Below are 20,322 nucleotides of genomic sequence, written 5' to 3' on the forward strand. Positions count from 1 at the left end.
TTCCCATCCAGTACAGGCTTTGGCCATGGCTCGCGAACACCAAGGCCCGATTCATCTGCTCATGACCGATGTGGTGATGCCCGACATGAACGGAAAAGACCTGGCGACAGAGATTCGAGAGGGGCGTTCAACAATAAACGTCCTCTATATGTCGGGTTACACGGCCAATGTCATTGCCCATCATGGGGTTTTAAACCCGGGGGTGTCTTTTCTCCAAAAGCCTTTCGGGTACAAAGACTTGGCAACGCGCGTTCGCCAAACCCTGGATAGTGCCGAGACATGAGGGATTGGCCGTTGTAGCCGAAGCATGGGTGGAAGAGATTCTCCATCAGAGCCAACGCACCATGCGATGGTGGTGTCGATCGTTGGGGTGCTTCTTTCATGATGAATGGACGGGAAGCAGGGTGGATGCTGACAATCGAACAGGAGGTGGTCCTTATGAGTCAGGAACCGGCAATCAAGAACTTTGAAGAGCTGACGGCAGAGGAACTGATTCCGTGGGTGATGGACGGACTGCGGCGCACTCTGGTGCACTACGGGTGCTGGTTTCGGGAAGTGGAATACCAGCTGGGCATGACCAAAGCCATGGATGTGGAAGCGGAAGCCGGGGATGCGGCTTTCTCCATCATTTTAAAGCGTTTGTCGAAAGTTCTGGGCTTTGAAATGGATGGCGATGTACCCAAGGCCTTGAAGATCCTGGATAAAGCCAAGCTGTTGGAACTCATGGACGCCGTGGGCACCAACTGGCTGGCCAACGACGGCGTCTGGTTTCAGGCCGTGGAAAAGCGCTTTGGCATGGATGCCGCCAAACGGTGCAATGACACATGTTGGACGCGCTTTTCTCCCTATGAGGCCTTGCGCATCAAGAAACTTCTTGGCCTTCCTCCACTTCCCGGATTAACCGGTCTCAAAGCGGCCCTGGGCTACCGCCTCTATGCCCGTATCAACCGCCAGACCATCGAGGACGTGGATGAGGAAAGCTTTATCTTTCGCATGGTCGATTGCCGTGTTCAGGGGGCGCGCAAGCGCAAAGGTCTTCCGGACTACCCATGCAAATCGGCCGGACTTGTGGAATACCTCTATTTTGCGGAAACCATCGATCCAAGAATCCGTACGGAATGCGTGGGGTGCCCTCCGGACGCCCACCCGGATTCCTGGTGGTGTGCCTGGAAATTCACTTTGAAAAGGGACTAGCGTTGCAGAAAGAAGACACTGGCAGGGGTTTTGTGGGCTTTGCGCCACACGCATGCCGGGGCGGTTCACAGGCTCATGGGCTGTGATGGTGTAGCAAGACTAGGAAATTCCAAGCATAAGCGAGCATCTTGAAGGCGGGGAAAGGGGGAGATGGGCGGCTGGTACGCCCCTTGCTCTTAGGAGACGGCGAGGAGGAAGAGACCAGTGCGCTATGACCTTTTCACGCAGCATACAATTCGAGCGGAAGTGCGATTTGGCGGGACGGGCCTGCATTCGGGGGCTCGAGTGCATGTCAGGCTTCGTCCCGCGCCTCCTGATCACGGCGTTGTTTTTTACCGCGTGGATGTGCCGGGCGCTCCCGCTGTGCCGGCCCGTTACGACCATGTGGTGGACACATCCTTGGCGACCGTGATCGGGAAGGATGGCCTGTCTGTGTCGACGGTGGAGCACTTCATGGCGGCAGTGCGGGTGGCCGGTCTGGACAACCTGCGGGTGGAAATCGATGGCACGGAAATGCCGGTCTTGGACGGCAGTGCCAAGCCGTTTCTGGAAATTCTTCAAGAGGCGGGCCTGAAGGTCCAAAAGGCTCCAAAGCAATGTTTGCGCGTTCATCATCCGTTCATGGTGCGTCAAGGAGATGCCTACATTAAGGTGTTTCCATCCGATGAGTTGCGTATTTGCTACACCATCGATTTTCCGCATCCTTTAGTGGGGCGTCAGGCTTTTGTTTGGTCCTTTGATCCGGGTTCTTTTGCGCGGGATGTGGCCTCCGCCCGCACCTTTGGGTTTTTAAGGGAGGTGCAGCATCTGCAGAGTCGCGGGCTGGCTCTGGGTGGATCCTTGGAAAATGCCGTGGTCTTTGATGACCTGGATGTGCTTAATCCCGACGGATTGCGGTACCGGGATGAGTGCGTGCGGCACAAGGTGTTGGATTTTGTGGGCGACTTGGGGTTGTGCCCCTTCCCGGTTTTTGGATCCTTTGAGGCCTACAAGGCGGGACACGCTTTGCACAATCGGCTTTTGCGGGCCCTGTGCGAAAGGCCGGGCTACGTTCGCTGTGTTCCGGCAGCTGCGGCTCCGGCACGCCGATTCGTGCCAGCCCGCTCGAACCTTTATTGGAAACCTCCGGTGGTACCCGCCTAAGGCGAAAGGCCGAGCGGCTTCAGCCTATTTTCTTGTCAACGCTGAGCGCCTTCGCTAGAATCCTTGCCCCAGCACATCCATGAAGGGGAAGGGTCGGACGCGATGCGCAAGGCGTTTTTTTTTGCAGGGTGTCTTTGGCTCGTGATGGTGGTGGCTTCCGACCCGGCATGGGCCCGCAACCGTTCGGATATTGTGGATTTAGCGGCTTATGCCGATCCTCCCAGTCTCAAGATCAGCTTTCGCATCGACAACTGCTTTAATGAAGATATGGAACAGGCCATTCAGAGCGGCGTGGCCACAACCTTTCGCATTCACATTCTCGTGGACAAGGACGGATTGCCCTGGCTTCGTGAGCGTTTGCTGGCAGCGACAGTGGAACGGACCATCCGCTATGACACGTTGCATGAGCAGTACTGGGTTTCCCGGGCGGAGGATCCCGGGTCGTGGCTTAAAACCAAGTACTGGGATGAAGCTAAGGCCTGGATGAGTATGGTCAGGGACCTGCCCGTCCTGGCTTTGTGGCGCCTGGCTCCGAATCAGACCTATCTGGTGCAGGTGAAGGCGGAACTGTCGAAAGCTCAGGTGCCCTCCTTTCTGCGCTACATCTTCTTTTTCGTCAGCCTTTGGGATTTTGAAACACCCTGGGCCACCGCCGTCTACACCCATGCCCCAGCCCGCTGAGATGACGTCATGAAATCCCAAGATGCCACCACGATGCATCGGCGCCGTCGACGTGAAAGGGCCGTGATTCTGGCGGTCCTGTCTCTGGTGTTGCTTCTGGGGTGCTTGCAGGGCTGGCTGTTTCATTACGAATCAGAACTGCCCTTTTTCGGCAACGTTTTGCTCATCGCCCTGGTCAACATCAACCTGATTTTGCTGCTTCTGCTGCTGTATTTGGTGATTCGCCAATTGGTGAAGCTAATCTTTGAGCGCAAGAAAGGGGTGCTGGGCCACAGGCTCCGCACGCGCCTCACCCTCGCCTTTGTTGCCTTGACCCTGATCCCTACCGTGCCTCTCTTTGGTGTGGCCGTGCAGTTCATGTCCTTTAGTTTGGATTATTGGTTCAGCGCCAAGGTGGAGCAGTCTTTGGCGCAGAGCCTGGAGCTGGCCAGAGGGTATTTGCGGCAGGTGCGGCAGGATCTGCTTGGAGAATTGAAGGCGGTGGAAGCGGAGGTTTTCCCCAAGGGAGCCATGCCAGAAAACGGCATGTTTTCTCTCGATGTACCGCCGGGGTTTTGGCGAAGGCATCAGCTCGCCGCCGTGTTTGTCATGGACGGGGAGGGAAAGGTGTTACGGGTGGTCTGGCAACAGCCCCAATGGGCGCGGTTTGAGACCGCCCTGGCGCAGACGGTTCGAGAGCGCCTGACGGATTCGGCGGCGCTCACCGAAGGCGTGCCGTTGCCCATGGGAGAAGACGGAGACGCTCTCATCGTGTGGCGTCGCCTCGATGAAGGGGACCACGAATCGCTCCAGCCGAGCTACCTGGGTTTGTTACGGAAATTTCCGCCGGAGCTTACAGCCCAATTAAACACCGTGGTGCAGGGCTATCAGAATTACCGACAATTGAAGCTTTTCCAGGCCCCGTTGAAAACCACTTACGTGATCGCCTTTTCCATTGTGACGCTTCTGGTGGCTTTTGCGGCCATCTGGTTTGGCTTGTACCTGGCGCGCCATATCACCGGCCCGATTCAAAGCTTACTGACGGCCACAAACCAGGTCGCTCACGGGGATCTGGACGTGAGCCTGCATGTGGATCGGGAGGACGAGATGGGCCTGCTCATGGCATCCTTTAACCACATGGTGGGGGACCTGAGGGCGAGCCAAGAGCAACTGACCAAGGCGTATCAAGCGTTGCAGGAAAGCCATGAAGAGCTGGAAGCGCGGCGCCGTTACATGGAAGTCGTTTTGGCCAACATTGGAACCGGGGTCGTCGGCGTGGACGCGGATGGGCGAGTGCGGGCCATCAACAAGGCGGCCGAACAGATGTCCGGAATCCGTGCCGACGAGATCACCGGGCGGCATTACGGGGACTTTTTGCAGCCGGAACATTTGGATGTGGTCAAATCTTTTCTGAGGCTTTATCGTATTAGTCGACAACCTTACCTGGAGAAACAGGTGCAGCTCACGGTAGGCAATCGCCTCCTGGCTCTGCTGGTCAAGGTCAGCGTTTTGCACGACGAAGACCAAAGGCCTCAGGGCGCCGTGGTGGTCTTGGACGATCTCAGCGAACTGCAAAGGGCGCAACGTGCGGCGGCGTGGCGCGAAGTGGCGCGCCGCATCGCCCATGAAATCAAGAACCCTCTCACGCCCATTCGACTCTGCGCCCAAAGACTGCAGCGCCGTTACGGGGCAGTGGAGCCTGGGGCGGATGCGGTGGTTCGCGAATGCACGGAAACCATCATCCAGCAAGTGGACCACATGAAGCGACTGGTGAATGAATTTTCCCATTTTGCCCGCATGCCGGAAGCCCATCCGCAGCCGTGCGATTTGAAGCGCTTGGCTCAGGAAGCCGTCGCTTTATACCGACACACCCATGCCAACATTCGGTTTATGGTCAAATGTAGTGAGGATTTTCCGGTGCTTTTGTTGGATCCGGATCAGTTTCGGCAGGTTTTGAACAATCTTTTGGAAAACGCCGTGCAGGCTCTAGACGGTCAGGATGGGGACGTGGAAATTCGGTTGGACTACGATCCCATTCTGAAAATCGCACGATTGGAATGCGCGGACACTGGGCCCGGATTGCCTTCAGAGGCCAAGGGCAGGGTCTTTGAACCCTATTTTTCCACCAAAGAAAAAGGCACGGGATTGGGTCTGGCCATTGTAGCCAAGATTGTTGCGGATCATCACGGCTTTGTGCGGCTTCGGGACAACGAACCCCACGGCACAGTGTTCGTTATTGAATTGGCGGCGGCCTTTGGAGAAGACACCGCCATCTGGACATAACGGTCGTCAAAGGGCAGGAACGGCAGGGAAGGCCATGGCAGTCAAGATTCTGGTGGTGGATGACGAACCGAACATCCTTCGATCCCTCAAGGGTGTGTTGGAGGACGAGGGATATGAGGCGGTTTTAGCCGCCTCCGGAGAAGAGGGCCTGGAGGAACTGCGCAAGGAGCCTGCCGATGTGGTGTTGCTGGACATCTGGCTTCCGGGTATGGACGGGTTGGAGGTGCTGCAACGGATCAAAGAGGTTTATCCGGCGATTCCGGTGATCATCATTTCCGGGCACGGCACCATTGAAACGGCCGTGCGGGCGACCCGCATGGGGGCCTTTGATTTTGTGGAAAAGCCGTTGTCCCTGGAACGGGTGCTGGTGAGCGTGCAAAATGCTCTGCAGGTTTCCCGGCTGGAGTCGGATAACCTGATTTGGCGTCAGAAGGCCGAAAAACGCTACCGCATCACCGGCCAGAGCCCCGTCATCGTGCGGCTGCGGGAATTCATTGAAAGGGCCGCTCCCAGCAACGCGACCGTGCTCATCACCGGAGAAAACGGCACAGGTAAGGAACTGGCCGCGCGCTCCATTCATTTCTTGAGTCCCCGAAGGCAGAGGCCGCTCATCGAACTCAATTGCGCCGCCATTCCAGAAGAACTCATTGAAAGCGAACTGTTCGGTCATGAAAAAGGGGCCTTTACGGGGGCTCAGGAAAGGCGGCGAGGCAAATTTGACCTAGCGGACGGCGGGACCTTGTTCCTTGATGAAATCGGGGACATGAGCCTCAAGACTCAGGCCAAGATTTTGCGCATTTTGCAGGAACAGTCCTTTGAACGCGTCGGCGGATCTCGAACCATTCGCGTGGATGTGCGCATTGTGGCGGCCACCAACAAAAACTTGTCCCAAGAAATTCAAGCGGGCCGATTTCGCCAGGATCTCTATTTTCGATTGAACGTCATTCCCATTCACGTGCCGCCTTTACGGGAGCGCATTGAAGACATTCCCTTGCTGGTGGAAGATTTTTTGGACGAATTATCTCGGGAAAGTTCCATGGGCCGCAAGGTCATCGCCCCGGAAGTGTATCCTCTGCTGAGCCGGTATTTATGGCCGGGGAATGTCAGGGAGCTGAAAAATTTCGTGGAGCGCCTCGTCATCATGACGCCCTCGCGCACCATCACCATCAAAGATCTGCCGGAAGATTTTCTGCGCCGTCTGGGCCACGATGAACCTCGGAACGATCCCTACGGTTACCCGACTTTCAAGGAAGCCCGCGCCCATTTCGAAAGGGAATATCTGTGGCGAAAACTCAAGGAATTTGACTGGAACGTGTCGCTCACCGCGCACAACATCGGATTGGAACGAACGCACCTGCATCGAAAGATGAAGATCCTGGGGTTGCGTCCTGCCAACGAGGCGGAAGAAGGTGGAGAAAACCGCTCGGTCCGGTTCCCTTGACATGCTCGAGGTTTTGGTGCTATGAGAGCGAGACACTGTCGGGGCGTAGCGCAGTCTGGTAAGCGCACTAGCATGGGGAGCTAGGGGTCGGCGGTTCAAATCCGCCCGTCCCGACCAGTGGCATCCCCCCGGGGGTGGTCGAAGATGCCTTCTGGGAATGGCTCACCACCGTGGATGAACAGGCCTGTTGATGCCATTTTCAGGTTTCTTTATAAAACCGGCGTTCTGCCGGCGCGGCGCACGGTGGGGTTTCGCGGTTGGGGCGTGCCCACGCTGCTTTCATGAAGATGTCGCAAAAAGATCAATAAAAGCCGTGATGGAAGCCCATCACGGCTTCTTTTTTACGACTCGGGCCTTGTCACCCAAGGACGGGCACTTTTTTGTGAGAGCGCACCCCGGCGCCAGATGGTTTTTTCCCTGACCACGTGTTCCAGCGCACACGCATCAAGGCGCCTTTCTAGTGATGTGAAGCGATGTTCCCGGTTTTCAAAGGCGCCGTCTCTGTTCCCAAAGTTCCCGGCGCCGTATGGGCCCATCCCTGAACTCAACGCACTTGAAAGCGTTGGTCCAAATCTTTGAGCTTTTGCAAAATGCCGCCGTATTCCAGTTCGGCGTACGGCAGCATGGCGTTGCCAAAAAAGCCTTGACGGCGAATTTCCGTCGCCTTGTCAGCAACTTTCTGGCGCACGCGGTCCCAGTATGGATGATCAAAAGCGTCCACAGCTTCAGACAGCCGCCCGTTGTGAACGCAATAGGCGGCGCACGAAACGATCGGAGGCCCGTCAAAAAAGGATGTTCCCGTGTTTTGCTTCACGGGCATCAAAGGGCCGTTATGGCTGCCGCGCATGAAACCCGCCACGTATGCTCCCAGATTGAACGGCGCCAAGACTTCCCCTGTGGCCGGAAAGGCTCCTTGCACGCGAACCAGCATGATGGGATCGTCCTTTCCAGTGTATTTTCCGGCAATGTTGTGCAACCGCGTGGTGCTTACCGCTACGGCCTGTTCCCCCGTTTGCCGGGAATAAATGGATTCGATGACAAATCGTTCAGGATCCCGCAGCAAAGCCGCGATATTGTAAAGCTCTTCCGGAGCATTCAAGGTGATGACGCGGTCGGCCTCCACATGGTTCACATCCATAATAGTGAAGGAAAAGCCCTGAAACATGCCGGGGGAAAGAATGAGCCCAGAACAGTACATGGGATCAGCAAAGGCCAAATAGAGGGGCAGGTTGTAGGCGCCGGGATCGGTTTTGTCGGCGGCAAAAAAGAGAAAGGGCTCGGAGGTTCTCTCCTCGATGTCCATTTCCGCCACCGCAGGCCCCAGCCCTCGAACGTTGCCCGCAAAAGCATCCTTGAGAAGATCCTGCCCCGCTCCGTAGAGCCCCTGATCTTTGGCCACGTCGGTTCCCGCCTTGAAGGCTTCCCAGGCCAGTCGATGTACCTCCTCGTTGCACACGCCATTAGTATGCGTGCACAGTATGGCGATATCATCGCCGGTGTAGGTGACCCGAAAATCGATGAGCATGCCCCGGTGGTGCTGCTTGACATGCTCCAGCACCGTCTCCAACAACCTGCGGCTGGGCTGAATGTGCCCTCCGACGCTGCCGATGTCCGCTTTGATGGCTGTCAGTGTCGTCCTCATGGCTCACCTCCCTTGCGTTAATGCGCGAACCATTGACCGAGGCGGTCCTATGCCCCCACACATGGACGCCCCATGCCAGAACCGGCGGCATATCAATGTGCACCTGTGACCGTCATGGAAAAGCCATGGAGAAGGATGTGAGAAAACAACGAGTCATGAGCGTGGGAGCGACCACTTTCCGTCTCGCGATCCCGTCAAGGACAGCTTCAACTCAGGCACGCCGCGGGCCGCCTTCAACTTAAATAAATTTTATCCCATTCCCACCTGGCTGTCAGGAACATTTTTCACCGTCAAGGTTCATTCGTTCTTTCACTGTGGGGCGCACGGCTTCTCCCTGAGACTGAAAGCACGCTCGAAAATGGCTTTTGGGAGCGGTTTTCGTTCCATTCTGCAGGAGCGCCGCAGGGCGCGATCTGCACATGTCACCGAATGGGCCTGTGGAACCCGCACCGGCCCGGGCTTGCCGCTGGGGCCGCGCCTACAACAGACATCCTCGCTTTGCATGGCTGCTCCCAAGAACATTTTCGGACGCGCTTCTGAGAAACCGTCCGAAAACAACTGCAGCGCTAGCGGCGCAAACCGCGATGCGAGGAGGCCGTCCGAGAACACGTTCTGTAGAAGCGGCGCAAGCCGCGATGCCCTATCGCGCCTTGCGGCGCTCCTACAGAATGCAATCAAAACAGCCCCCAAAAGCCAATTTCAGACTATCAATCTCAACTAGTTACGAAGCCGCAGATGGCCGAAATCGGCATTTTCAGACAAGCTTGAGAGGCCGCCGACGTGGAAAAAGTCACTGGACCCTGCTTACGGCGCGGCGCCCCAGAGGCGAAACCCTAGGCCGGAGCGCCTTTCGGTCACACGCTGCAGCGCACTCTGCAGAACGTTTTCCTGGGCCCAGATTTCCACGCCGTGTCGTGCCCGAGTGACCGCGGTGTAAAGCAGTTCCCTGGTGAGCACTCTGGCGTCGTGATCCGGAAGGATCACGAGCACGCGGGAGAATTCGGACCCTTGAGCCTTGTGCACCGTCATGGCATAAGCGGTCTCATGAGCAGGAAGGCGGGACAGGCGCACTTTGTGAAAGCCGCCGTCAAGATCGCGGAACCAGGCCTTGAGGCCTGTATCCTCGGGGTCGGGCCACAGCAGGCCCACATCGCCGTTAAAAAGCCCTGCCTGATAATCGTTTTCAACGATCAGTACGGGCTTGCCTTTGTAAGCGCGCGTTTCGGCAGGGATGCGTTGAAGTTGCGCCAAGGCGGTTTCCACAAGTTCATTAATCGACGTCACGCCAAAGGGACCTTCCCGAACGGCGCACAGAATGCGAAAAGCCTCAAGTTCTCGAAAAGCTTCCTCAAGGTTTTGGGCGCACGCCACCTTCTGAAAATGGTCTTTGACTAAGGGGTTTAAGGCCTGGGAAAGCTCGCGTTCTTGAACCCAGCGACAGACCACTCTAGCCTGGCCCTCTTTTGCCAAGGCATTCGGTGTGGCAAACGCTTTCCCCGTTAACGCCTCGGCATTGAGAGTGCCGGCTCGGATGCTCGCGGCCAAGCGGCCGAGGGGGCTCTGGGGTGGAAAGCGATAATTTTTCTCCAAAAAAACAGTGCAGTCACTGAGAGGAGAGTGAATGGAAGGGTTGCTCAGGGGCGAGATGGGAAGCTCGATGCCGGTTGCCGACTGAAGCTTTTCTACCCATTCGCGGCTTTTGATAGGCCAACTAAGCCCTTGATAAACAGGCTTTTGGGAAAGTCGCCCGCACAGGTCGCAAAACACATTGCCAGCTTCCACCGAGGCCAGCTGATCTTTATCCCCCAAAAGGATCAACCGGGCATGAGGCGGTAAAGCCGCCACCGTGTGGGCCATGAGCGGCAGATCGATCATGGAGGCTTCGTCCACAATGAGCGCATCCAGATGCAGGGGATTTTCCGGAGTGTATCGAGGCAGGGCGCGCCCTTGGCGCATTCCGAGAAGGCGGTGCAGCGTCAGCGCCTCCTGAGGAAGGTTTTCCTTGCCCGGTATGCCGTGGGCAAAGGACGCCAGGGATTGACGCAGGGAATCCGTGATGCGGGCCGCCGCTTTGCCCGTCGGGGCTGCCAAGATGATGCGCGGCGGCCGCTCTTCATAGATATAGTGCAGGACGCGGAAAATGGCGGCCACCGTGTAGGTCTTTCCCGTGCCGGGACCTCCGGAAATAATGCAGAGCCTTTTCATGGCGGCGACAGCGGCGGCGATCCTTTGCCAATCCACATCCTCATTCGGCGAAACCGGCGGAAACACCTTTTTCATCGCTGCGCACACCAGTTCCGGTGGAACGTCGATCCAGTCTTCAGCAAGTTTTCTCAGGCGCCATGCCAGGTCGCACTCGTAAAACCAGTAGCGGGCAAGGTATAACCGGGTTCCCTCCAGCACCAGAGGCCGAGAAGGGATCAAGACTTTTTGGAAATCCGAGCCCATGCCATCATACGACTCGGCGGATTCTCGAATGGGGTTGGGCTTGGTCAAGGCAGTGAGCGCGACCTTGGCATCCACAACGTGCACCGCCTGGGAACGGGCCAGGGCATCCAGCCACCTTTTCAATTGAAATCCAAAAACTTGAGGGTCCTCGGCTCGGGTGACCTGAAAAAGAGGTCGTTCAGCCCAGTCCCGAAGATCAATGCACACATCCCCTTGGCGAAGCCGCTGGCTCACCAGAGCCGCTGCCAGCTTTACGGCCCTTGTTACGCCGTTGGCATCCCTTCTCGAAATCCACTGAGCAAAACAGCGGTCAAAGGGACTGAGAACCCCGAGGCGCTCCAGGAGATCCAATTCGTTTTCCATGCGCGTCGTCCTTATGGCATGACTGGCGAAAGAGAGCGTCCAGCCGTTCAATGACGATTCTTTTTGGACGGTGGTAAAAGACTCCCGTGTTTCCTTGATTTTCCCGGCGCATGCCGCGCAAGAACAGGTAAAACACGCCGCCGAAGTGGGTATCGTAGTCGTAATTTGGCAGACGAACGCTGAGATATCGATGCAGAGCCACGGTGTACAAGAGCATTTGCAGGGGATAGCGGTGCACGTGCATGGCCGATTCAAGGCGGTTGGGCGCGTAGTCTTCCAGGCGGTTTCCCAGGTGATTGGACTTGTAGTCGGCGATGAAATAGCGGCCGTCGCTTCGAAAGACCAGGTCAATGAAGCCTCGCACCAGCCCCTGAAGCGTTTCGAACTGCAGTCCTTTAACGGACTTTTCGTAAAAGGCCTTATCCTCTAGGGCGGTGTACAGTCGCGGCGGGTCCAATGGACCTACGGGAAAGTGGAATTCCCACTCCGGAAAACAATTTTCCTGGCCAAGACTTTCCAGAGTAACCGTCGCACGGTCGCATTTGAGAGGGGTAGCCAGAACGTTTTGGACCATAGAAAGGACTGAATCCTGCCAGTGAGGTTCCAAACCGTGCCGCGCCAAAGCCTCAGCCACTTCGGCTTGCAGGTCCTGAGCCGATGCCGAAAAGACATGGATCCTTTCCAAGATTTCATGAAGACACTGTCCTGCTCGAGGACCTCGAGGAAAAAGAAACATGGGCTCGATCTCTTCACTCGGTGTGCCCTGCTCGGGTTCTTCGACCGCGACGGCGTCATAGTCGGGCGTGTGGGGTTCGGCCCCCATGGCCAAGTGCGTATAACTGGTGACACGCCACCGCGGGCCCCAATCCCTATGAAATGTCCTTGCCTGCAACTGGGGTGGGCTTTCCTCGAAAGAATGCCGGCGTGCCTCTCCATTCACTTGCGCTTTTTCTACAGTGATCGCCCCTGAAGAAGATCGAGCTATGTCTTCAAGACTTCTTAAAAGGTCTTCGTCCGTGGAAAAGTTGTCCATGGTGCTTTCAGGTGTCGCCTCGAGAGGGTCGCTGCTGGGGGAAGGGAAAAGAAGATACGCCATGGCCGAAGCCGAGGCTTCATTGATCCGGCCCCACCAAGTGACGCACATGGACTTGGCGCGCGTCAAGGCGACGTAAAGCAAGCGCATGTTTTCCGCCATCTCCTCCTTAAGAGCCAGTTGCCGATTTTGTTCAATGTCTTTGGATCCCAGGTCGACGCAAAGGGAAAGGTCTTTTGGATCATGAAACCGTGTCGGATCATCCTTTTTTACGCTTCGGGGTTTGAGCGTCCAGGGAAAGGGGATGAACACCACCGGATACTCCAGTCCCTTACTCTTGTGAATGGTCACCACGTGCACCACATTTTCATCGCTTTCCAAGCGCAGCTGTTCTTCTTCCGGAGCATCTTGGGCACGTTGACGATCTTTAAACCAGCGCAGCAGCTTGTCTGTTCCGGGACGGGTTTGAGAGGCCTGATGCAGCAGTTCCGCAAGGTGCAGCAGGTTGGTGAGGCGGCGTTCCCCGGCAGGAAGGGATCGCACGTGGTTCGGGACGTCTTCTTCTTTGAGCAGGATCATGAAGGCGGTGAGAAAGCCGTGGCGGTGCCACAAGTCTCGATATCGATGAAAGCGGGATTGCACCCTTTCCATGAAGGTGTCATCCCTCTCTAGGGCGATAAGCTGGGAGGCGTTCCAGCCGAGAGTTTCTGTGGCCAAGGCCGTGCGCAGTCGTCGCTCGTCCGCGGGAGCGGCCACTGCTTCAAGAATTGCTGTGAGATCTTCGGCTTCCTGGGTATCGAACACACTGTCCCGCTGTAAGCTCACACTGGCCACGCCCCTCTGACGCAGCGCATCCTGAATCATGCGGGCTTCCCGATGCGACCGCACCAAAACGGCGATGTCTCGAGCCTTGAGGCGTTCTTTGCCGATAGTGGCCTGGTTCTGCTCAGCGAGGTTCAGCAATCTGGCGATCTGAGCGGCACAGTCCGACGCAGCGCCTCTACGCGCTGCGTCGGAAAGGATCAGGTTTTGCTTGTTTTTTTCATGGTCGTTTGAGGGCAGAAAACGAATTGTGAGAGCCGCCTGTGGGCTGTCGGGAAGGCGAAGCTGGTTGGCGTCGGCGTTGGGGCCGCTGTGGACGGCGTAAAAGGGGATGTCCTGATGAAAGATGAAAGGGTAAGGGTGCCTGGAAAAGAGATGGTTCGCGGCGGCCACGAGCCCCGAAGAGGAGCGCCAATTGGTGTCCATAGTATAGGTGTTTGAGGGGCCGGCGTGGCGCTTGGCGCGCACGTACGAGAAGATGTCGGCGCCGCGAAAGCTGTAGATGGCTTGCTTCGGGTCGCCGATAAGGCACAAAAGGGCGGGGCCGTTTGGTATGCCGTAGATCTTTTGGAAAATGCCGTATTGCAAAGGGTCGGTGTCCTGAAATTCGTCGATCAGGGCCACCGGGAATTTTTGCCGAATCCTCTTACAAAGGGCCGAACCCCATGGTTCGGAAGAGAGGGCTTGGTGGAGCCGCACCAGTAGATCGTCAAAGGCCAAGACCCGTTCGGCGTCTTTGCGGTGCCATACGGCTTGGCTCACAAAATTCTGAGCGGTCTTTAAGAGCCAGATGCGATAGCCTTCAACCAGGTTTGCCAAAAGCCGCCAAAAGTCATTACAAAGATCAAAGAAAGGATGGGCTGGCGGCTTCTTTCCTTCTTTCGTCTTTTGGGCCAGCATGGAGGCGGTGAGCATCTTGAAAGAAGAAAGCTGAGACGGCGACGGTGTCTTCCATGCGCAGAGGGCGTCCATGGCTTCAAAAAGCTGCTCCAACGCTTCTTTCTTGTATCTTCGGCGATCAATGGCTTCGTGTTCTGCAAGAAGGCTCTGAATATCTTTCCTGAGTTCATGCCACGTGGCGCAAATTTTTTGAAACAACGCCTCGGCCTCTGCGAAGCATCGTCGGTTCGCAGCGGTTGTTTCGGGTAAAACCTTTGGAGTCACGACACTTCTCATGGCTGCAAGGTGCTGCAGTAAGCGGTCGGGTCCCTTCATGGTCTCGAGAAGCCATCGGGCCTCCATGGGGTAAGCCTGTCCCATGCATTGACGCCAAAAATCGGCGGCGGCTTCTCGATACAAAGCGGCATCGTCGGGCATCACGTCCCAACGAAAAGCGAGGCCGCACTCAAAAGGGAATTCCTGAAGAACCCTTTGACAGAATCCGTGGATGGTGAAAACGGCCGCTTCATCCATACGGCAAACAGCTTTTCTTATAAGCCTGGCCAGGTTTTCCTTCCGGGAGTCATCGAGAGCGTTCCATGTGGCGACGAGGACGGGATCGTTCACCTGGCCGCCGGCCATCTGTCGCAACGCTGCATGAAGCCGTTGACGTATGCGGGCGCGAAGTTCTTCGGTGGCCGCGTTGGTGTATGTGACCACAAGAATCTGCCCGATCTGAAGGCCCTTTTCCAAAAGCAAGCGGAGCACCAAAGTGACGATATTGTGCGTCTTTCCCGTGCCGGCACTGGCCTCGATAAGCCGCACGCCGTCCAAGGGAAGCTGTAACGGATCCAGAAGTTGCGGCATAACTGTATTCCTTGATCTCGAAGTCATGCTTTGCTGAAGTCCTTGTTATTTACACAGCCCGAATAGCCGATGTCTTTCCCGTCTCGCGGGTTTATTGCGTTCGTGGGAGATGATTCACTTTGGCCGTGTGCACGGGCCCACATGTCCCAACGGAGGGACCGCGTCCTCGCGGTCCGAGCATGAGCGGACGTCCAGAAGGACGTCCAAATAAAAGGCTGCGCGCTGGAAATGCTTGACCCGAGCGCAAAAATCCTTGGACAGCATTTTCGCACAGGCCCTTTCGTCATTAGGAATCTGGAAGCATTTTCAGTATGGGGCCAAAAACCCGATCGGCCAGGTGCACGAAGGTGTCGTTCAAGGGGTCCAGGCCGCGAAAGGCCGTTCGAACCGAAGGACGAAAAGCCTCCCCCTTCCTGGAAAAGTCGTCCTTCCAGGTTTTTCCACAGATTTCAGCCGGGGGACTCCGCCTCGCCGTTTTGCAGCTCTTGAGGGCATAGATCCAACTGGATTCCGGAAAGAAGGGCAAAGGGCGCTGGTGCCCTTCCCGCCAAAGCTGAACCAGATCCGCCAAGTGTTTTTCCGGTGCGTCCACGGAAGTCAGGCGAAAGACGTCTTCTTTTTCTTTTCCCCTTCCGATGTGGACGCTTTTCAGATCAACGCATGAAGGACGTACGGCGCACAGAGCCAGATGCCGAATCCAGAGCCGCAACCGGTCCTTGGCCTTGATCTGCGCCGGGCGGTAGACCAAGCGGCCTCGTTCCGTAACGTCTCGAAGCCAGCCGCGAAGGCGTACGGCCCCCACAGGGATATCCACCTCCACCACGCGCCGCGACATGCCTCGCTCATCGGCCACCTTTTCGGCCATGGCCTGTGTCGACTGCAACGTTTCCTCGAAAAGAAGATCTCCGGCAACCCCGTGCGGCAACCACCCACGGCCTCGCACGCGCCGTTGAATCTGTTGAGGGTCCTCCTTTTGCAGCAAACCAGCCAGGATCTCATCCGCCAGCCGGTATCGTTCCAGGTCGTTTAGCCCAAAAGGTTCTTCATCTTCCAGGGCGTCTTCTTTTTTCGAAAGGATCATGCCCAGCCGTTTTTCAAGAAACCAGGCGCAGGGATCTTCAAAAAATCGAATAAGGTCATCCAAGGCCACTTCGGCCATTTTTGGCGCCTCAAGCTTCAGGGCTTGATCCACAAAAGGCGGAACTTTGGGCTGTTCTGCAACCTGCACCGCCCGCAGCCACATGGCGTCATAGGAAAAGAGTTGCGCATGGGAACCGTCAAACAGGCGACGACTGAAGGGTTGCAATGGATGTTCCAGGACGATGGCGTCCATGATGGACCCGTTTTCGACGTTATAACTTTGTTCGATGTAGTCCAGCAGTTCTGAGACCACCACCGAGGGCACCTTGAGGGAATTGTCTCGAATGTCGCGCCCGATGTAGCTCACATAGAAGACGTCCCGTGCCGACAGAAGGGCTTCAAGAAAAAGATAACGGTCTTCCAAACGGCGACGCCGGTCTTCAGGTCGAGGGCTTTGGGCCGTGAGGTCAAAGGGGGGCAGGTGTTCCGCTCGAGGAAAATCGGCGTCATTCATGCCCAAAAGGCAGACCACACGAAACGGGATGGCGCGCATGGGGACCAGGTTGCAAAAAGTGATGCCGCCCGAAAGAAAGCGGCGCACATTGGGCGATCGGGCAAGGATTTCCTCTAATTGATCTCGCACAACGTGGACGGAAATCGGTTGCGAACATTCGGCGTTTCGAGCGGCCGTGGCCAAGGTGTCCAGAGCCCGGCGGAAACATCCGAGGGATTCTTCAGCATCGGGGTGGAAAAAATCGTCCACGAGTATATTGCCGTGGAGGCGCCATTCTTCCAGCGTCTTGGGTTCTTGAAGGCGTCGTCGCCACTTGGCCACCGCTTCCAAAAGGGTGGAAAGGGCGCCGAGCCATGGAGCATCCGAAACTTCCACGTCGGGATAAGAAAGCACCTGCTCGCAAAAGATTTCCTGTGGGGGCAGGGCGTAGCCGGCAAATAAACGTTCCAGACCTCGGCCCCACGTGTGCTCGGCATTCCCGGGCAGCTGCATTTCGGCGCGCATGGTTTCATCCAGCCCCCAGCGGATGCCCGCCTCTCGAACCCAGGTGCGTACCCGTTCCAGTCCTTCGTCCGTGAAGCCAAAGCGGGCTGCGATGGCCGGAACTTCCAGGAGCGAGAAAATCTCAGAAGCCGTGCAGCGCCACTGGGGCAAGCGCAGCAGGTCCAGAATACTTTGGAGCACCGGGTCCTCTTCCACAGACTTTCGATCCGAAAGGTTCCAGGGAAGGCGAGGATCATCCCGAGTCCCAAAAACGGCCTCCACGTACGGTGCATAGAGGCCGATGTCCGGTGCCATGACCACCACATGCTCAGGGGTCAGATCGGGAAGGGTTTCCAGAAAATATGCCAGTTGGTCGTGTAACACCTGAATTTCCCTCATCGGGCTGTGGCACGCGTGCACTTGAATGGATGCCGTGTTCAAGCATAGGGAACGTTTTTCGGGTTCTTCGGTTCGACGGTCCGAGAGGGTCAAAATATCGTATTGTACCCATTCCAGAAGAGTGCGTGGCTCAAAGTCCTCAAAGCAATCTTGGTGACAGGCGACCACGTCCAGCATGCGATTCAAAAGAAAGCAGCCGGACGGGGCCCATGAGGCCACCAAGGGGTTGATCCTTTCTTTTGAAGGAAACAACTCCCCATCATGCCAGATGGGTTGTGGCTCTGAGCCTGCACCTTGCCATGCAGCCATGAAAACATCCCCCCAATATTCTCGGCTGGGGTTCAAAAAATAGAGTATGACCTCAATGTGGAATGCCAGCGCATTAAAAACTTCCAAGTGAACCGGCGCCATCATGGTGATACCGAAAAGGTGGACTCGGCTCGGCAGCTTTTGGGGCACCCGAGGGCCGCAACGATTGCTGATCGCCTTCATGAACAGAGCGTGCTTTCGGGCCTTGTGGCTCGCGGGATTTTCTTTAGCCAGCAATCGCCACAGATGCGCCTGCCAATCGGAATCCTTTCCGGTTTCCCAGGAAAGCTTTCCGGACAATGAGCTTACAGGCTCTTCAACCGATTGCCCGTCTGCATGCTTTCCGTCTTCCCAAGAAAGCAAAACGTCTTGTCGATACACCATATAACGGTCAAAGGCGGCGGCAATCTGGGCTGCCAGCTGATACCGTTTCTCCCCTGTGGGGTCATTCCCTATGTAGCGGTGCAGTTTCTGGAGTTGTGGGTCCTGGCTGTGAGTGCTCAGGAGCCGAAAAAGGCGCCAGGTGAGACCTAAACGCCCCCAGGGATCTTCTTCCGCGGCAATGGCCGCACCAGCAGGAGCCGGTCTTTTCGAGATTCCGACTGGACCATCCGCAGCCGTTCCCTTCACGGGTTCATCCTGGCCTTCGATGGCGGAGGGAAGGCCTCCCGGCCGTCCGCATGTGTTTTGGCCGTTAGGAGCTAATTTTTCCGAAATGACGGCCCGATTATTAGGTGCCGCTCCCCTGAAATCCCAAACGGATGGGGCTTCCTCAAGCCATGCACTGTAGGCCAAATCCGCCAAGGCCGCGGGGACAAGAAATTGTATGTTGGCGGCGATACCTTGGCGCTCTGCCAAACGGTGAGTCAGCCAACGGGCCATGCCCATATCTTGGACCACCACGACCTCGGGGGTCATGGGGTCGGCGGCCTCCTCACAGGGGCGCATGAGACGCTGAAAAAAAGCGTCAAAAAGTTTTTCTGTCCTCTGGCTTTGAACGATGCGCCACATGCACGAAGTTCCTCCAGATCAAGGTCCGACACTTCCATCGGCGTGGATGCCTCCGCCTTTTTTGGTGCAGAGAGCGGAAAGCGGCGGATCGCCAGGACCGCACAGTGGAAACCATGGAAACTTGGCGGACGTATACATCAAGCCTCTTCTAAAGGCAACGGCGCACCCATGTGCCCACTGAGGGCCCACGCGCGGGGGGCGCTGCAGAAACAGAGGCGCCGATTCCGGCAGAAGTGTGCCGATGTTTTTGTCCGATAAACCCTTTGGTGGGAGCGGCGCAAGCCGCGATGCCTTATCGCGCCTTGCGGTACTCCTACAGCCTTTAACCGAAAGGACGTGCCCAAACTAGTGTCAGAAATATGCTCCCAATCAAAACTCGGGGAAGTCTCGATTGGTGAGAGGTTATCGGTCTCGCCCGTCCGCCGAAGCGACGGCGTCGAAAAGGCCTGGACCGGGCAAACAGCGATTTCCCTGCCGGGAAAGTTGCAGTCGGACTCATGAGGCCTGAAGCGTGCTCCAAAAGGGGATCTTGCGCCTGGATGGTCATGGTCTGGACACGGCCCACACCGTGCGTGGACCGGATATGGCGATCAGAAAAATTTTTTGCGTGGTCGTACGGATACGAAGACCTTGGTGTGGGAACGAATGTTCGGCGCCGAACAGATCTCAAGATGGGATCGAAGCTTGTGACGGCTATGGCCCACAACCGTCACCTTACGGGCTTCTCAAGGGGCGGCCTTGGGCCGCCCCCCCAACCCACGACCTATTCTTAGGTGAACATGTTGATGCGGCAATGAACGGCGTGCTTCAAGTAATCTTCCGCTGTTTGGATCTCAACCCCGTCGATGAAGTCATCCAGTGACAGGCCCATCATGTCCACTGTCATCTTGCACGCCACAAGCTTAACGCCCTCCAGTTGGGCCATCTCTAAGAGTTCCCCTAGGGAAGGAATCTGGGCGGCATCCATCTTTCGGCGCATCATCTTAGTGGCCATGGTGGACATGCCTGGAATGGCACCCATGGGCCCCGGAGGAATAAAGCGGCATTTTTCTTGAAAGTTCTTACGAATGACGTTGATGCCCATAAAGGTGTAAAAGATGGTGGCTTCCATGCCGAGTCGCACAGCGTTCAACCCCAGGATTAAAGAAGGGTAGGCGCCGTCCAAAGTGTCCCGGCTGCAAATGAAGGTGCACGACGTTTTTTCTTCCTGATTTTTTCGAGTTTCTGTAGTCATGGAATACATCCTCCTTGTCCTTTAACGTGCTCCATCAATCTTGTCGAATCTTTCATCCCCCGGATTCAGGAGCCTCGGCGCCCTGAGCGCACACGCACTGAATAATTTTCAAAACGCCCGGAAAGGCAATGCGGTAAAAGACCTGCGTTCCGTTCTTCCGCGAGGCCAAAATACCTCGAGATCTTAAGATATTGAGCTGTTGGGACGTGTAGGATTGGGCCGACCCCAGGCTTTGACAGATCTCCGTCACATTCTTTTCGCCATTTTTCAAGATCTGCAAGATGCTAAGGCGGACCGGATGCGCTACAGCTCGAAGCATTTCCGCCGCCTTTTCCAAACGTTCATGTTGAATCGTCACCGCCCCGGCCTCCTCCTTGCCGCTTTATAAAACGTAATAGTGTAATAGTTAAATAATAGAATCAAGATGAATGGTCAAGGCTTTTTTGGGGATCGGCACCCTGGGTTGTGCCCTGGCAAACCCCGGTGCCGCATCTTTTTCGGAAGCATGCCCGCAAGA

12 protein-coding genes and 1 tRNA gene are annotated in these 20,322 nt (G+C 56.4%); 7 read left to right on the forward strand and 6 right to left on the reverse strand.

The genetic code is table 11. From position 1 onward, the window contains the following. From ACUVSA_RS14000 to ACUVSA_RS14030, 7 genes are all read left to right on the forward strand, one after another. On the forward strand, nt 1-283 hold a 283-nt coding region (locus ACUVSA_RS14000; protein WP_445895278.1), incomplete at its 5' end, for a response regulator. Between the two features lie 125 nt (nt 284-408). Beyond that, entirely contained in the window at nt 409-1,194 is a 786-nt protein-coding gene (locus tag ACUVSA_RS14005) for a DUF6125 family protein (RefSeq protein ID WP_445895279.1), read from the forward strand. 204 nt (nt 1,195-1,398) lie between these two features. Continuing rightward, nucleotides 1,399-2,337, forward strand: a complete 939-nt coding sequence (lpxC, locus tag ACUVSA_RS14010) for a UDP-3-O-acyl-N-acetylglucosamine deacetylase (RefSeq protein ID WP_445895280.1) — start codon at nt 1,399-1,401, stop codon at nt 2,335-2,337. 102 nt (nt 2,338-2,439) lie between these two features. Then, on the forward strand, nt 2,440-3,018 hold the full coding sequence (locus tag ACUVSA_RS14015) for a DUF4390 domain-containing protein (RefSeq protein WP_445895281.1): 579 nt from the start codon (nt 2,440-2,442) through the stop codon (nt 3,016-3,018). Nucleotides 3,019-3,027: 9 nt separating this feature from the next. Continuing rightward, a complete protein-coding gene (locus ACUVSA_RS14020) occupies nt 3,028-5,280 on the forward strand; it encodes a sensor histidine kinase (protein WP_445895282.1) in 2,253 nt (750 codons plus the stop codon). A gap of 34 nt (nt 5,281-5,314) precedes the next feature. Beyond that, a complete protein-coding gene (locus ACUVSA_RS14025) occupies nt 5,315-6,721 on the forward strand; it encodes a sigma-54-dependent transcriptional regulator (RefSeq protein ID WP_445895283.1) in 1,407 nt (468 codons plus the stop codon). Nucleotides 6,722-6,760: 39 nt separating this feature from the next. Beyond that, a tRNA-Pro gene (locus ACUVSA_RS14030) sits at nt 6,761-6,838 on the forward strand. Nucleotides 6,839-7,265: 427 nt separating this feature from the next. On the opposite strand, the gene fbp is transcribed toward ACUVSA_RS14030, so the two are convergent. From fbp to ACUVSA_RS14060, 6 genes are all read right to left on the reverse strand, one after another. Continuing rightward, on the reverse strand, nt 7,266-8,363 hold the full coding sequence (gene fbp / locus ACUVSA_RS14035; RefSeq protein ID WP_445895284.1) for a fructose-1,6-bisphosphate aldolase/phosphatase: 1,098 nt from the start codon (nt 8,361-8,363) through the stop codon (nt 7,266-7,268). Nucleotides 8,364-9,167: 804 nt separating this feature from the next. Then, entirely contained in the window at nt 9,168-11,174 is a 2,007-nt protein-coding gene (gene recD / locus ACUVSA_RS14040) for an exodeoxyribonuclease V subunit alpha (RefSeq protein ID WP_445895285.1), read from the reverse strand. Continuing rightward, nucleotides 11,122-14,775, reverse strand: coding sequence for an exodeoxyribonuclease V subunit beta (recB, locus tag ACUVSA_RS14045; protein WP_445895286.1), 3,654 nt, complete (start codon nt 14,773-14,775; stop codon nt 11,122-11,124). The genes recD and recB overlap by 53 nt, the downstream gene beginning before the upstream one ends. A 286-nt stretch (nt 14,776-15,061) precedes the next feature. After that, nucleotides 15,062-18,571 carry an exodeoxyribonuclease V subunit gamma gene (gene recC, locus ACUVSA_RS14050; RefSeq protein ID WP_445895287.1) on the reverse strand — a complete coding sequence of 1,170 codons (3,510 nt, stop codon included), beginning with the start codon at nt 18,569-18,571 and terminating at the stop codon, nt 15,062-15,064. Between the two features lie 769 nt (nt 18,572-19,340). Next, nucleotides 19,341-19,805 carry a DsrE/DsrF/DrsH-like family protein gene (locus ACUVSA_RS14055; RefSeq protein ID WP_445895288.1) on the reverse strand — a complete coding sequence of 155 codons (465 nt, stop codon included), beginning with the start codon at nt 19,803-19,805 and terminating at the stop codon, nt 19,341-19,343. A gap of 52 nt (nt 19,806-19,857) precedes the next feature. Further along, nucleotides 19,858-20,163 carry an ArsR/SmtB family transcription factor gene (locus tag ACUVSA_RS14060; protein WP_445895289.1) on the reverse strand — a complete coding sequence of 102 codons (306 nt, stop codon included), beginning with the start codon at nt 20,161-20,163 and terminating at the stop codon, nt 19,858-19,860. Nucleotides 20,164-20,322: the final 159 nt, after the last annotated feature.

This window comes from Desulfosoma sp., assembly GCF_052743555.1.